Here is a 14,652-nt window from a genome sequence, read left to right on the forward strand (position 1 = left end):
CACGAAGACGCGCGGGTCACCCGGTGTTCTGCAGGCCCGCCGCGACGCCGCTGACCGACAGCAGCAGCAGTCGCTGCTGCTCGGCGTCGGCTCCGGAACCCGTCGCCTCGGCATCCGCCGGCGCGCGCAACGCACGCAGTGCGCGCAGCTGGAGCAGCGAGAGCGCGTCGACGTACGGGCTGCGCAGCTGCACTGCGCGCTGCAGCACGGGCTTGTTCTCGAGCAGTCCCTCTCCGCCGGTGAGGCGGATGACCCACTGGCGCGTGAGAGCGAGTTCGTCGAGCACGAGAGCGGCCAGGTCGTCACGATCGCCGAGCGCGAGGTACTCGCGGGCGATGCGCTCGTCGGTCTTGGCGAGGCTCATCGCGACGTTGTCGATCATCGTGCGCAGCAGCGGCCACTCGCGGTAGGCCTCGGTGAGAAGCGCCTCGTCGCCCACGGCCTCGAGCGCGGTGCCGAGACCGAACCAGCCGGCGAGGTTGATGCGGGCCTGGGTCCAGGCGAACACCCACGGGATGGCGCGCAGGTCTTCGAGCGACTCCACCGACAGGCCGCGGCGCGCAGGGCGCGAACCCAGCGCGAGCAGACCGATCTCCTCCATCGGGGTCACGGTCGCGAACCAGGGTGCGAAGCCCTCGGCCTTCACGAGCGAGAAGAAGCGATCGCGCGAGGAGCGGTCCATCACCGCGGCCACCTCGGCGTACCGGGCGGCGGCACCGCTCGTGCGCTGCTCGACCGAGGGGGAGGAGGCGAGCAGAGTCGCCGCGGCCACCTGGTCGATGTGGCGCATCGCGATGGCCGGCTCGCCGTAGCGGGCGAAGATGACCTCGCCCTGCTCGGTGAGCTTGAAGCGGCCGTCGACCGAGTGCGGCGGCTGGGCGAGGATCGCCGAGTTCGCGGGTCCGCCGCCGCGCCCGAGGGCACCGCCGCGGCCGTGGAACAGCGTCAGCTCGATGTCGGAGTCCTGCGCCCACTGCGCGATCTTCTCCTGCGCCTCGTAGAGCGCGAGGTTCGCGGCGACCGGGCCGACGTCCTTCGACGAGTCGGAGTACCCGAGCATGACCTCGAGGCGGTTGCCCGTCTCGGCCATGCGCGCCCGGAACTCGGGGAAGGTCACGGCCTCGGCGAGGATGCCGGGGGCCGCCTGCAGGTCGGCGAAGGTCTCGAACAGCGGCACGACGTCGAGCACCGGGGCGTCGTCGCCGAGCGCGTGGCGGGCGAGACGGTGCACGTTCGCGAGGTCGGAGGCCGCCTGGGTGAACGAGACGACGTAGCGGCCGGCGGCGCGCAGGCCGCGGTCGCGCTGGATCTCGGCGATCGCGCGGAAGACCTCGAGCACCTCCTCGGTCTGGGCGCTGATCGGTTCGTCCGACTCCAGCTCGGCGAGGGCCTTGGCGTGCACCTGGGAGTGCTGGCGCACCTCGAGCTCGGTGAGGTGGAAGCCGTAGGTCTCGACCTGCCAGATGAGGTGCTGCACCCCGCCGAAGGCGTGGCGGCGCGCGCCGGAGGCGACCAGCGAGGCCTGCACCGCGCGCAGATCGGCGAGCAGTTCCTCGGGCGTCGCATAGCGCTGAGCGCCATCGCCCCGGCGCGTCGCCGCGACCCGGTGCGCGAGCAGCAGCAGCACGCGCCGGTGCGGTTCGTCGGGGGAGCGGGTGGCCAGGGCTGCCGCGGCATCCGCATCGGCGCCGGCGAAGTCGTTCCACAGGGCGGTGACCTCGGCGCTGGGCGGCGTGGTCTCGGCATCGAGCGTGAGCGTGCGGCCGATGCGCTCGAGAGCGCGCTCGAGGCCGCGGAGCACGTGGTCCGAAGCGATCTGCGATGCCTCGCGGGTGACGGATGCCGTCACGAACGGGTTGCCGTCGCGGTCGCCGCCGACCCACGACCCGATGCGCACGAACGCCGGGACGACCGGTGCGCTGGCGCCGGACTCCTCGCCGCGGAGGGCGTCGTCGATGCGACGGTAGACGTGGGGGACCGTCGTGAAGAGGGTCTCGTCGAAGACACCCATGACCGTGCGCACCTCGTCGGTCGGAGACGGCTTCTGCGAGCGCAGCGGCGCGGTGCGCCACAGGGTGTCGATCTCCTCGAGCATGCGGCGACGGGCGCGGTGCTGCTCGGCCCCGCCCGCGCTCGCCGCATCGTGCTGCGTCAGCAGATCGGAGAGACGGCGGATGCTCGACGAGACGGCGCGGCGGCGAGCCTCGGTCGGGTGGGCCGTGAAAACGGGGTGGAAGCGGAGACCCGCCAGGCGACGGCGCGCTTCCTCGTCGCCGACCTCGGTGCGCAGACGCGCGTAGGCGGTCGCGACGGTGTCGGCGGCATCCTCGCGGCCGGGCTGACCCGCGCGTTCGCGCAGCACGCGCACGCGCTGGTGCTCCTCGGCGAGGTTCACGAGGTGGAAGTAGCAGGTGAAGGCGCGAGCGACCTCGTCGGCGCGGGCGATCGTGAACGACTCGGCGATCGCCGAAGCCCGCTCGAAGGCATCCGAGGTCGGGTCCTCGTACGCCTGGATGGTCGCCAGACGCAGCCGCTCGACGTCATCGAACAGGTCGTCGCCGCCCGCCTCGCGCAGCACCTGTCCGAGGAGCCCACCCAGCATGCGCACGTCGGAGCGCATCGCGTCGGGTATGCCCTGGCCTGCCTCGAAGCGCCCGATGACGCGGATGGCTTCGGTGTTGGTGGGCTCGGTGAAGACGTGTTCGGGGGTCACCCGTCGAGCGTATCCCGGTCGACGGGGGTGCTCCGAACGCATGACGGCGTGCGACACCGGTGCGCCGCCTAGCATGAGGGGGATGCGCATCTCGGTGAACCCCCTTCGCGGGCAGCAGTTCCCGGCCGTCCTCCTGCTGGTGGCAGCGGGACTCGGCCTCCTTCTCGCGAATCTGCCGACGCACGATCCGATCGCCGCGGCGCTCGACGTGCATCTCGCGGTGCCGGGCGCGAGCCTCGACCTCTCCCTCGCGCACTGGGTGTCGGACGGTCTGCTCGCCGTCTTCTTCTTCGTGGTGGCGATCGAGCTGCGGCACGAGCTCACCCATGGCGAGCTCGACTCGCCCCGCAAGGCCCTCCAGCCCGCCATCGCGGCGACGGGCGGAGTGCTCGTGCCGATCGCGATCTACCTGCTGATCGCGGGTGACGGAGCGACGGCATCCGGCTGGCCGATCCCCACGGCCACCGACATCGCGTTCGCGCTCGGAGTGCTGGCGATGTTCGGACGGGGCCTGCCGTCGACCGTGCGGGTGTTCCTGCTCGCCCTCGCGATCCTCGACGACATCATCGGCATCGTCTTCATCGCGGTGCTGTTCGCCCACGACGTGCAGTGGGTGCTGCTCGCCGCGGCGGTCGTCGCGGTCGCGGTCTTCTGGGTGCTGAGCAGGTGGCTCGGTGCGACCGGGCACACGGGCATCGCCGTGCTCATGGTGCTGGTCGGCGTCCTCTGCTGGGGTCTGGTCGCGGCCTCCGGCATCCACGCCACGATCGCCGGGGTGATGCTGGGCCTGGTGATGGCGCCGACCCCCGCCGGACGTTCTCGTCATGCGCTCGAGCCCACGGTCAACGGCGCGATCCTCCCGCTGTTCGCGTTCGTCGCCGCGTTCGTGGTGATCCCCGCCGTCTCCCCGACACAGCTGTCCCCGGCATTCTGGGCGATCGTGGTCGCCCTGCCGATCGGCAAACTCGTCGGCATCGGTCTGTTCGGGTGGCTCGCGATGCGCATCCGACCGCGCGGGACGGCGCCCGCGCTGGTACTGCCCGACATCCTGGCCGCCGGCGCCCTCGGCGGCATCGGCTTCACGGTCTCGCTGTTGCTCGCGAACCTCGCGTTCGCGTCCGACGACGGCATCCGCGACCAGGCGATCCTCGGCGTCCTGGTGGGGTCCCTCCTTTCGCTCCTCTTCTCGGGGGTGGTCGTGTCGGCGCGAGCGCGGCACTATCGTCGGATCGCAGCGGCGTCGTCCTGACACCCGAGAGGCCGCACCGAGTGAAGGAGCATCCATGACCGCGCAGGCCTCGGACCACGGCGCCGGATCTCCCCGCGATTCCCTCCGCGCGGCGGCCGACACCATGCGCGCCGTGCGCGAGCGATGCGTGTGGTCGCAGCGGATCACGCACCGCGACCTCGTGCCGTACCTCATCGAGGAGTCTCACGAGGTGATCGACGCGGTCGAGAGCGGTACGCGCGACGACCTGCGCGAGGAGCTCGGAGACCTGCTGTGGCAGGTGCTCTTCCACGCCGCGATCGCCGCGCAGGACCCCGACGACCCCTTCGACATCGACGACGTGGCCGACACCCTCACCGAGAAGATGGTGCGGCGGCATCCGCACGTCTTCGCGGGCGAGACCGCGACCACACCCGAAGAGGTGCTCGTGCACTGGAACGCCGCGAAGGCCGCCGAGAAGCGCACGCGCACGAGCGTGCTCGACGGGGTGCCCCGGGGGATGCCGGCGCTGGCGCTCGCGCAGAAGCTCGCCGGTCGCGCGGCCGGCGCAGGGATCGATGCGCCGGTGGCCGACGGTCCGTCGAGCGAGGCCGAACTCGGAGAGGCTCTCCTCGCCCTCGTGGGGCGCGCACGCGCGGAGGGCTGGGACGCCGAGCGGGCGCTGCGCGAACGGCTCCGCGTCCTCGAGCAGGACGTACGGTCCGCCGAGGGCTGAGCGGCGCAGGGTCGCCGAGCCGCCCCCGGGGTCGCTGAGTCGCCCCGGGGTCGCTGAGCCCGTCGAAGCGTCCCAGGCCTCGCAGCAGACCTGGAAAGATGGAGTCGTGGCTACTGTGAACCCGCCGCGCGGCATGCGCGACATCCTCCCCGCCGACAAGGCCCGCCGTGAGCGCGTGCTCTCCGTCATCCGCGAGCGCTACCGGGCGCACGGATTCGACGAGATCGAGACGCCCGTCGTCGAGGAGTACGCGCGTCTGCACGCCGGCATCGGCGGCGACAACGAGAAGCTCGCCTACAACGTGCTGCGCCGCGGACTCGACGCCGATGCCATCCGCGCGGCCGCCGACGACCCCGCCGCGCTGTCCGACCTCGGGCTGCGCTACGACCTGACCGTGCCGCTCGCGCGCTTCTACGCGAGCAACCGGGCGCAGCTCCCCGCGATCTTCCGCTCGATCCAGATCGGTGCGGTCTGGCGGGCCGAGCGTCCCCAGAAGGGGCGCTACCGCCAGTTCGTGCAGTGCGACATCGACATCATGGGCGACGACTCCTCTCGTGCCGAGGCTGAGCTCATGGTCGCGTCGCTCGATGCCGTCGACGCTCTGGGACTGGACGGCGCGACGGTGCGCATCAACGACCGTCGCGTGCTCGACTGGATGCTCGAGAGCTTCGGTTTCGGCGCGGACGAGCGTCCCGGCGTGCTCATCACGATCGACAAGCTCGACAAGATCGGACCCGACGGCGTCGCCGCCGAACTGCGCGAGCGGGCCGTGACCCCGGGCGCCGTCGACGCGTTCGAGGCGTTCCTGCGTCGCCCGCAGACCCGCGAGTACCTGCCCTACGGCGAGGCGCAGATCCGCAAGGCGCTGCCCGCGGACGCCCCCGACGAGATCGTCGATCACCTCGTGGGCATCGGCGAGGCCGTCGCGGTCGGCCGCGCGTCCGAGGCGACGGATGCCGCCGGCATCCCGCTCGTGTTCGATCCGTTCCTCGTGCGCGGCATGGGCTATTACACCGGCACGATCTTCGAGCTCGCGCACCCCTCCGTCAGCTATTCGCTGGGCGGTGGCGGTCGCTACGACGGCATGATCGGTCGCTTCCTCGGGCAGCAGGTGCCGGCGGTGGGCTTCTCGCTCGGGTTCGAGCGCCTCGTCGACCTCGTGACGGCTGGCGGCGACGACCGTGAGGAGGCGATCGTGCTGGTGCACGACGCCGACGTCCCGGTCGCCGAACTTCTCGCGCACAAGACCGCACTGATCGCCGAGGGTGCGCGCGTGCGCCTGGAGCGCCGCACGAAGAACCTCAAGGCGCTGCTCGAGCGGGCGTCCGCCGACGGCTTCACGTCGTTCGCCACGGTGTCGGCCGGGGCGGCCTCGCTGGAGCGCAAGCCGCTCGCCTGACGGTCGGCTCCGCGCCCGCGTTCACGCGGCGTTCACGTCACCGAGGTCGAATCGGGGCATGGGACGAACACGCCTCCCCATCCTCCTCGGCGCCACCGCCCTGACCGCGGGCTTCGCGGTCGGCGGGCGGGTTCTCCTCACGCGCCAGGCGGCGATCGCTCGGCGCCGGATCGGCAAGCCGCTGGGCGAGGACTCGCTGGATGCGGACCGCATCTGGCGACGCTCGCTCGACGGTGAGCCGATCGAACTCCTCGTGCTCGGCGACTCGCTCGCCGCGGGCCTCGGTGCGGCGCGGCGCAAGGAGACCCTCGGCGGACGCATCGCCAAGGGCCTGGCCGTTCGTCTGCACCGCCCGGTGCGGTTGCGCACCGCTGCGGTCGTCGGCTCGGAGTCGCCGGATCTCGACGCGCAGCTCGACGGTCTCGCGGCGGGGTACCGGCCCGATGTCGCGGTGATCGTGGTGGGGGGAAACGACGTGACGCATCGTCTTCCGGTCGCGACATCGGTGCGGCATCTCGATGCGGCCGTCCGGAGGCTGCGGGCGCTCGGCGCCGAGGTGGTGGTGGGCACCTGTCCCGATCTGGGATCGTTGCGTCCCGTGCCGCAGCCACTGCGGCGGATCGTGTCGAGCCTGTCGCGACGGCTCGCGATCGCGCAGACGGATGCCGCGCGCCTCGCCGGCGCCGAGCCCGTCGACCTGCGGCGATCGGTCGGTCCGATGTTCTTCGACGAGCCGGAGCAGATGTTCAGCCTCGACCGATTCCACCCCAGCGCCCTCGGCTACCGCCGGACGGCCGAGGCCCTGTTGCCGGCGGTCTGCCGAGGAGCGCAGCGGTCGGTCAGGACGCGTCCTCACTCGGCGTCGCGCTGATCGAGGCGGCCCACTCCGCGACCCGGCGCGAGCTCTCTTCGTCGGAGATGTCCTCGACGCGGCTCATGACCGACCAGCGCACGCCGAACGGGTCGCGGATGCTCGCGTACCGGTCGCCCGAGACGAAGTGCGAGGGCGCTTCGCGCACCGTCGATCCCGCGTCGACCGCGCGCGCCACCACCGCATCCACGTCTTCGACGTACAGTCCCATCGAATAGCAGTCGTCGTCGCCCTCCGGCGCCGGCACCAGGTGGTAGTCGGGGCTCGGCTCGCCGAGCTGCAGCAGTCCCGAGCCGAAGTCGAGGTCGGCGTGAGCGACCACGCCGCCGAACTCGGTGACGTCGACGACGCGCGCCCCGAAGACGTCGCGGTAGAACGCGATCGCGTCGGCCGCGCGGGGGATCGCGAGGAACGGGGTGAGCGAGGTCGCGCTGTGCGGGCGGCCGGCGGTGGTGTGGGTTCCGGTCACGCCGGTGGTGGGGATGTCTGAAGCCATGCGACGACCGTACGGCGGTGCGGATGCCGTGCGCTTGAAGATCCGCGACAACCCGTGTCGGCCAGGGGATCTAGGGTGGGCGCATGGTGGATCCGACCCGTGGCGTGCTGTATCCCGAACGCCTGCCGACGTTCCACCGGGTGGCGCCCGACGGGGCGGCGACCGAACTCGTGGAGTGGTTCTGGATCCCGGAGTGGCGGCTCTTCGATGGTGAGGTCTCCCGGCAGCACATCGTCGGATACCCCGCAGTGAACCTCGTCGTCGAGCACGACGGCGTCACGGTGTCGGGGGCCACGACCCGGGCGTCGTTCCGAGATCTGCGCGGTGAGGGATGGGCAGTCGGTGCGCTCCTGCGTCCGGCGGCGGTCGGGGCGCTCCTCGACGATCCGGCGGCGTTGGTCGACGGCATCCGCCCGTTCCCCGTGCCGGAGCTGTACGACGCGGTCGCGCAGGCGATGCGCTCGGGCAACGGGCATCGGGAGCGGGCGACCGAGACGTTCGGCGCATGGCTCACGGCGCGGGTCGGCGCGCTCGACGGCGCCGCTCATCAGGCGAACGCGCTCGCGGTCGAACTGTTGGGGGAGCACGGTGCGAGCTCGCCCGAGGAGGCAGCGACGCGGTTGGCCGTGTCGGTGCGCACGCTGCAGCGGATGGCGCACCGCTACGTCGGGATCGCTCCCGCGGCGATGATCCGGCGGCGGCGCCTGCAGGAGGCCGCGCAGCGCGTGCGCGATGATCCGGGTGCCGACCTCGCGGGGATCGCGGCCGATCTGGGGTACGCCGATCACGCGCACCTCACCCGCGACTTCCGTGCGGTGCTCGGGTTCGCCCCGCGCGATTACCGATCGGATGCCGGGGGCTGAGCGCGAGGTCCTCTCGCGCGCCGGGCACGCAGCACGAGGGCTCTCCCACCCACGCCGACGAGCACCACCGCGGTGCCGATGAGCGAAGCCAGCACCGGGAGCGTGTTCACGAGCACCAGGCACCCGAGCGCGCCCACGACCTGCAGCGCACGGGGGAAGCGGCGGGCCGCGCCCTCCTGCCGGAAGGCCGCCGCGTTGGCGATCAGGTAGTACAGCAGCACCCCGAACGACGAGAACCCGATCGCGTCGCGCAGATCGGCCACCAGGACGATGCCGATCACGACCACGCCGATCGTGATCTCGGCACGGCGGGGCACCTGCCAGCGGGGATCGACCTTCGCGAGCACCGCGGGAAGGTCGTGTTCGCGCGCCATCGCGAGGGTCGTGCGCCCGATGCCCGTGAGCAGCGCCAGCAGCGCCCCGAGCGATGCGGTCGCCGCCGCGACGCGCACCACGGGCGCGAGCCACTCCGTGCCGGTCGCCGTGAGCACATCGACCAGCGGGGCGGGGCTGGTCGCGGCATCCGCTCCCAGCGTGAGCATCACGACGGCCGCGACCGCGCCGTAGACGACGACCGCGCCGCCGAGCGCGAGCAGGATCGCGCGGGGGATCGTGCGCGCGGGATCCACGACCTCCTCGCCCATCGTCGCGATGCGGGCGTACCCGGCGAACGCGAAGAACAGCAGCCCGGCACCCTGCAGCACGCCATAGGCCGTCGCATCGGGGAGCGCAGGGGCAGGGATGGCGGGCGATGCTCCGAACCCCGCAGCGACGACGATCGCGAGACCGATCAGCGAGACCACCACCAGAAGGCGTGTGACCAGTGCCGTGCGCGTCACGCCGAAGCAGTTGACCGCGACGAGGGCGGCGACGGCCACCGCCGCGACGAGCGTCTCCCACCCCGCGGGGGCGGCGTAGGCGGCGAAGGTCATCGCCATGGCCGCGCAGCTCGCGATCTTGCCGATCACGAAGCTCCACCCGGCGACGAACCCCCACCAGGGACCGATCTCGGCGCGGGCGTACGCGTAGGTCCCTCCCGCGACGGGATGGGAGGCGGCGAGCTGGGCGGAGGCGGTGGCGTTCGCGTAGGCGACGATCGCGGCGATCGCCAGGGCGACGGGCAGCCCGGCGCCGGCGACGCCGATCGCGGGCGTCCAGACCGAGAAGACCCCCGCTCCGATCATCGAGCCGAGACCGATGAAGACGGCATCGGCGAGTCTCAGTCGGCGGGCGAGGTGCATCCCGTCATCGTCGCATCGATCGGTGAACGGCGGGTGACCCGCGTCAGCGGCGAGCCTCGGTGACCCGCTTCTTCTCGCGGATGTAGACCTCGCGCCGCACGCGGGCCACGACATCCCCGTCGCGATCGGTGATCACGGTCTCGAACCACTCGAGCACCTTCCCACCGCCGTGCGCCTTGCGCCGGATGTCTTCGGCGCGCGCCTTCGACACCGCGAACTCGGCGGTCAGCACTCCGCGTCCCGGTTTGATCAGATCGATCTCGCCGCGGGTGTCCCACACGACGTAGTCCCGGCCGAGCTGGTGCATCACGAGCATGAAGAAGTACGGGTCGGTCATCGCCGACATCGATCCGCCGAACGCCGTCTTGACGTAGTTGCGGGTGAAGACGTTGACGTGCAGCTCGACGGTCGCGTGGGTCCAGTCGTCGCTGAAGCGACGGACGCGGATGCCGCTGAACAGGTTCGGGGCCCACAGGCTCATTCCGATCGCGAGGCGGCGGGGAGTGATGCGCATGGCGCCAGTGTGGCCGAGCGTGTCCGCCGGACGAAGTTCGCTGGAGGATTGCGACAGTTGTTATAGTTCTCCTATAATTACTAGAGAAATGAGGAGGCGAGATGCTCATCAGGGTCGACATCGACAGCACGCGGCCGCTGTACGACCAGGTCGCCGCCTCCGTGCGGGCCGACATCCTCTCGGGAACCCTTCACCCCGGTGACCGGCTGCCCTCCGCGAAGGAGGTCGCAGCGGCCCTCGACATCAACCAGCACACCGTGCTGCACGCGTATCAGGGGCTCCGCGACGAGGGGCTCCTCGATCTGCGTCGGGGGAGGGGCGCGGTCGTCGCCGCCTCGGCCGCCCCGCTCGCCGAACTCGCGAGCGATGTCGCCGAGCTGGTGCAGCGCGCCGCCCGGCTCGGCGTCTCCTCCGACACGCTCGCCGCACTGATCCGCTCCCACCGCGCCGGTACGCCCGGCACCGCAGGCCCCGAGGAGGTCGCCCCATGACCACGCACCCATCCGCGCAGGCATCCGAGAGCCGTCGCGCCCGCGCGGCGTTCCTCGCCGTCGGTGTCGCCCTTCCCGTCGCGCTCGTGGCGATCGGCTCCGCCGTGATCGCCGCGTGGCTGCCCACTCTGCCCGACCCCGTCGTCATCCACTGGGGAACCACCGGCGCCGACGGGTTCGCCGCGCCGACCGCATACTTCTGGTTGCTCCTCGCGGTCGGTCTCGTGCTGCCGCTCGCGCTCGCGCTCACCTCCTTCGGAGCATCGCGCGGCAGGTGGGGAGCGACCACGCGACTGATGGGCGGCTTCGCCGCCGGACTCTCGGCGTTCGCGCTCACGCTGTGCCTCGGGTCGCTCGCGCTGCAGCGCGGACTGGCCGACGCGGCCGACACCCCCGACGTCGGGCTCGTCCTCCTGCTCGCGTTCGTCGTGCTGGCCGCGGGAACGGTCGCGGGGTGGGCCGTGCAGCCGCGCGTCATCGACGAGGCGGCCGGCGTCCTCGAACCCCGGCTCGCGGTGCGGGTGGCCGACGGCGAACGGGTGGTCTGGCTCGGCACGACGACGATGCCGCGCGCGGCGCTGCTGTCGATGGCGGGAGTCACGCTCCTCCTCGCCGTGATCGCGGCCTACATGCTCGCGGCGGGTGCTGCGGGCGGGTGGGTCACCGCGATCAGCGTGATCGTGGTGGGCGGTGCGCTCGCCGTCACCTCCGCGTTCCGCGTGCGCATCACGCCGTCGGGGTTCGCCGCGCGGTCTCTGCTCGGGTGGCCGCGGGCGGTGATCCCGATCGACCGGATCGTCTCGGCGCGCGCCGTCGACATCTCTCCGTTCGGGGACTTCGGGGGCTGGGGATGGCGGATCGCGGTCGACGGCCGTACGGGGATCGTGATGCATCGGGGCGCCGCGATCGAGATCGCACGCCGTGACCGCAAGCCCTTCATCGTCACGATCGACGGCGCCGAAGAAGCCGCCGCGCTCCTCCAGGCCTACGCCGAGCGCCATGCATCCGACAGCGAACGAGAGGCCTCCTGATGACCGCTGCACGCCACTCCCTTCCCCGACGCGTTCCGTGGAGCGCGGTGATCGTGTTCGTCGCGCTCGCCTGCGGCCTCGCCTGGCTCGTGGCGCTGCCGCTGTGGCTCGGCGCGGGGCTCGCCTCGCCGCTCACCCCGGTGCTGCTGCCGGTGATGATGTTCACGCCGGCGGTCGCCGCGCTCATCGTGACCTTCGCGCTCAGGGTCCCCGCCCCGGGCGGTCGCACCCGGTTCCTCGGACTCTGGCCGCTCCGCCCGGCGAAGCGCGTCGTCTGGCTGATGGTGGCGGGATGGCTCGTTCCGCCCGTCCTCGTGGTGCTCACGATCCTCGTCGCCGCCGCACTCGGGTTCGTGCAGATCGACCTCGCCTTCGGCGGATTCGCCGCCCAGATCGCCGCCGCTCTCCCGCCCGGCACCCCGATGCCGCCGATCGAGATGCTGGTCATCGCGCAGTTCGCGATGATCCCCGCCGGCGCCCTCCTCAACAGCGTCCTCGCGTTCGGCGAGGAGCTCGGGTGGCGGGGGTGGCTCCTCCCGGCCCTGCGACCGCTGGGCACGTGGCCGGCGCTCCTCCTCAGCGGAGCGGTCTGGGGGCTGTGGCACAGCCCGGTCATCCTGCTCGGGTACAACTTCGGCCGGATCGACTTCTCGGGCGTGCTGCTCATGGTCGCCGGATGCATCGCGTGGGGCATCCTGCTCGGGTGGCTGCGCCTGCGGTCGGCATCGCTCTGGCCCGCGGTCCTGGCGCACGGAGCGCTCAACGCCGCCGCCGGGCTCGTGCTGGTCGTCGCCGCTTCCGCACCCGACATGGCGCTGGCCGGCCCCCTCGGAGTCGCGGCCTGGATCGTGATCGCCGTCGTGGTGCTCGTGCTCGTCGTGACCGGCCAGTTCCGCCATCAGCCCGAGCTCGCCGACGGGCACGGCCGACTGCTCTCGGTACCGCGCGAGGGGGCGGTGAACCCACCCTCTTGACGGTGTCGGGCTCGGCGGGTTGGCTGAGGCCATGGAATCCACACCGCAGACCTGGTCGGACGCCGACGTCTACCTCGCCGACACCCTCGTCGGGCACGACGATGCCCTGGAGGCCGCGCTCGCCGCGCAGCGCGCGGCGGGCCTCCCCGAGATCGAGGTCGCGCCGGTCGGCGGCAAGCTCCTCCACCTCCTCGCCCGCATCAGCGGTGCGCGCCGGGTGCTCGAGATCGGCACGCTCGGCGGGTATTCGACGATCTGGTTGGCACGAGCGGTCGGTCCCGAGGGGCGCGTCGTGACCGTCGAGGCCGAGGCGGCGAATGCGGCCGTCGCGCGGGCGAGCATCGACGCCGCGGGGGTGGGGGAGCAGGTCGACATCCGGATCGGCCGCGGCGCGGACGTCATGCCGACCCTCGTCGGCGGGTTCGACCTCGTCTTCATCGACGCCGACAAGGAATCGAACACGATCTACCTCGACTGGGCGGCGAAGCTCGGTCATCCCGGCACCGTGATCGTGCTCGACAACATCGGCCGCGAGGGCGAGATCGTGCGCGCGGACTCGACCGATCCGAAGGTGATCGGCACGCGCGATGGACTGCGGATGCTCGGAACCGATCCGCGATTCGACGCGACCGCGCTGCAGACCGTCGGCATCAAGGGTTGGGACGGCGTGGCGATCGCCCTGGTCGTCTGACGTTCGGCTGCTGTTCGCCCCGGGAGGGCTTCGAAGCGTCGGAGGGGGCGGGCTAGACTGGGCGACGGATCGAAGACGCTCCACATCACTTTTCCCCCTGAACAAGGAGCACATCAGTGGCACTGATCGAGGCTGTAGGCGCACGTGAGATTCTCGACTCGCGCGGAAACCCGACCGTCGAGGTGGAGGTGCTCCTCGATGACGGCATCGTCCAGCGTGCCGCCGTTCCCTCCGGTGCCTCCACGGGTGCGTTCGAGGCGTACGAGCTGCGCGACGGAGACAAGAGCCGCTACGGCGGCAAGGGCGTGCTGAAGGCCGTCGAGGCCATCATCGACGAGCTCGGCCCGGCCCTCGAGGGTGTCGAGGCGAGCGAGCAGCGCATCGTCGACGAGATCCTCATCGAGGTCGACGGCACCGAGAACAAGAAGCGCGTCGGCGCGAACGCCATCCTCGGCGTCAGCCTCGCCGTGGCGAAGGCCGCCGCCGACTCGGCCGACCTGCCGCTGTTCCGCTACCTCGGCGGACCGAACGCTCACGTCCTGCCCGTCCCGCTGTTCAACGTCATCAACGGTGGCGAGCACGCCGACAACGGCATCGACATGCAGGAGTTCTTCCTCGCACCGATCGGTGCCGAGACCTACTCGGAGTCCCTGCGCTGGGGCGTCGAGACCTACCACGTGCTGCGCAGCGAGCTGAAGGCCGCCGGCTACGCGACGGGCCTCGGCGACGAGGGCGGCTTCGCCCCCGACCTGCCCAGCAACCGCGAGGGCCTCGACTTCCTCGTCAAGGCGATCGAGAAGGCCGGCTTCACGCCGGGCCGCGATATCGCGCTCGGGCTCGACGTCGCCGCGACCGAGTTCTTCACCGACGGCGTCTACCGCCTCGACAACAAGGACTGGGACGCCGAGGCGCTCACCGAGTACTACGTCGGCCTCGTCAACGACTTCCCGATCGTCACGATCGAGGACGCCCTCGCCGAAGACGACTGGGACAACTGGAAGCACCTCACCGAGGCGCTCGGCTCGAAGGTGCAGCTCGTCGGCGACGACCTGTTCGTGACGAACCCGGCCCGTCTCGCCGACGGCATCAAGCGCGGCGTCGCCAACTCGCTGCTGGTCAAGGTCAACCAGATCGGAACGCTCACCGAGACGTTCGACGCGGTCAGCCTCGCGCAGCGCTCGGGCTACACGGCGATGCTCTCGCACCGTTCGGGCGAGACCGAGGACACCACGATCGCCGACCTGGTCGTCGCGACGAACGCGGGTCAGATCAAGGCAGGTGCGCCTGCTCGCAGCGAGCGCGTCGCGAAGTACAATCAGCTTCTGCGCATCGAAGAGGAACTGGGCGATGCGGCGGTCTTCGCCGGCCGCTCGGCGTTCCCGCGCTACCAGGGCTGATCGCAGCTGAGACATCGACGAAGGAGGA

Annotated in this window: 14 protein-coding genes; 10 read left to right on the forward strand and 4 right to left on the reverse strand. The window is 71.6% G+C overall.

Translation table 11 applies throughout. The features are described 5' to 3' along the window. Positions 1 to 16: 16 nt before the first annotated feature. The gene (locus KV396_RS11560) at positions 17 to 2,713 is read right to left on the reverse strand and encodes a phosphoenolpyruvate carboxylase (RefSeq protein ID WP_247955810.1); all 2,697 of its coding nucleotides are present in this window, start codon (positions 2,711 to 2,713) and stop codon (positions 17 to 19) included. An 82-nt stretch (positions 2,714 to 2,795) separates the two neighbouring features. Here KV396_RS11560 and nhaA point away from each other — a divergent pair, with 82 nt between their 5' ends. The 4 genes from nhaA (at position 2,796) to KV396_RS11580 (ending at position 6,926) form a co-directional block, all read left to right on the forward strand. After that, positions 2,796 to 3,962: a Na+/H+ antiporter NhaA gene (nhaA, locus tag KV396_RS11565; RefSeq protein WP_247955811.1), complete on the forward strand. Its 1,167-nt coding sequence runs from the start codon at positions 2,796 to 2,798 to the stop codon at positions 3,960 to 3,962. Positions 3,963 to 3,996: 34 nt separating this feature from the next. Continuing rightward, positions 3,997 to 4,656, forward strand: coding sequence for a MazG family protein (locus KV396_RS11570; RefSeq protein ID WP_247955812.1), 660 nt, complete (start codon positions 3,997 to 3,999; stop codon positions 4,654 to 4,656). Between the two features lie 133 nt (positions 4,657 to 4,789). Further along, positions 4,790 to 6,055 (forward strand): histidine--tRNA ligase, encoded by a 1,266-nt coding sequence (gene hisS / locus KV396_RS11575; protein ID WP_247957592.1) that lies wholly within the window; start codon positions 4,790 to 4,792, stop codon positions 6,053 to 6,055. A 58-nt stretch (positions 6,056 to 6,113) separates the two neighbouring features. Then, positions 6,114 to 6,926, forward strand: a complete 813-nt coding sequence (locus KV396_RS11580; RefSeq protein ID WP_247955813.1) for an SGNH/GDSL hydrolase family protein — start codon at positions 6,114 to 6,116, stop codon at positions 6,924 to 6,926. Here KV396_RS11580 and KV396_RS11585 read toward each other — a convergent pair. Beyond that, a complete protein-coding gene (locus KV396_RS11585) occupies positions 6,895 to 7,422 on the reverse strand; it encodes a VOC family protein (RefSeq protein WP_247632635.1) in 528 nt (175 codons plus the stop codon). The two genes, KV396_RS11580 and KV396_RS11585, sit on opposite strands and share 32 nt — an antisense overlap. Before the next feature lie 83 nt (positions 7,423 to 7,505). Here KV396_RS11585 and KV396_RS11590 point away from each other — a divergent pair, with 83 nt between their 5' ends. Beyond that, complete coding sequence (locus KV396_RS11590; RefSeq protein ID WP_247632634.1) at positions 7,506 to 8,285, forward strand: AraC family transcriptional regulator; 780 nt, start codon at positions 7,506 to 7,508, stop codon at positions 8,283 to 8,285. Here KV396_RS11590 and KV396_RS11595 read toward each other — a convergent pair. After that, positions 8,261 to 9,526, reverse strand: coding sequence for an APC family permease (locus KV396_RS11595; protein ID WP_247955814.1), 1,266 nt, complete (start codon positions 9,524 to 9,526; stop codon positions 8,261 to 8,263). The two genes, KV396_RS11590 and KV396_RS11595, sit on opposite strands and share 25 nt — an antisense overlap. Before the next feature lie 43 nt (positions 9,527 to 9,569). Further along, positions 9,570 to 10,040 (reverse strand): PaaI family thioesterase, encoded by a 471-nt coding sequence (locus KV396_RS11600; protein ID WP_247632632.1) that lies wholly within the window; start codon positions 10,038 to 10,040, stop codon positions 9,570 to 9,572. A 101-nt stretch (positions 10,041 to 10,141) separates the two neighbouring features. Between KV396_RS11600 and KV396_RS11605 the strand changes: the two genes are divergently transcribed. The 5 genes from KV396_RS11605 to eno all read left to right on the forward strand — a co-directional run bounded on the left by KV396_RS11605 (position 10,142) and on the right by eno (position 14,624). Beyond that, positions 10,142 to 10,531, forward strand: coding sequence for a GntR family transcriptional regulator (locus tag KV396_RS11605; RefSeq protein WP_247632631.1), 390 nt, complete (start codon positions 10,142 to 10,144; stop codon positions 10,529 to 10,531). Further along, complete coding sequence (locus KV396_RS11610; protein ID WP_247955815.1) at positions 10,528 to 11,562, forward strand: DUF1648 domain-containing protein; 1,035 nt, start codon at positions 10,528 to 10,530, stop codon at positions 11,560 to 11,562. The genes KV396_RS11605 and KV396_RS11610 overlap by 4 nt, the downstream gene beginning before the upstream one ends. Next, entirely contained in the window at positions 11,562 to 12,536 is a 975-nt protein-coding gene (locus KV396_RS11615; protein WP_247955816.1) for a CPBP family intramembrane glutamic endopeptidase, read from the forward strand. Before KV396_RS11610 ends, KV396_RS11615 begins: the two co-directional genes overlap by 1 nt. A gap of 31 nt (positions 12,537 to 12,567) precedes the next feature. Further along, a complete protein-coding gene (locus tag KV396_RS11620) occupies positions 12,568 to 13,227 on the forward strand; it encodes an O-methyltransferase (protein WP_247955817.1) in 660 nt (219 codons plus the stop codon). A 116-nt stretch (positions 13,228 to 13,343) separates the two neighbouring features. After that, positions 13,344 to 14,624 carry a phosphopyruvate hydratase gene (gene eno, locus KV396_RS11625; protein WP_247623030.1) on the forward strand — a complete coding sequence of 427 codons (1,281 nt, stop codon included), beginning with the start codon at positions 13,344 to 13,346 and terminating at the stop codon, positions 14,622 to 14,624. Positions 14,625 to 14,652 lie beyond the last annotated feature (28 nt).

Origin of the sequence: Microbacterium galbinum (assembly GCF_023101185.1) — a bacterium.
GTDB classification, from domain to species: Bacteria; Actinomycetota; Actinomycetes; order Actinomycetales; family Microbacteriaceae; genus Microbacterium; species Microbacterium galbinum.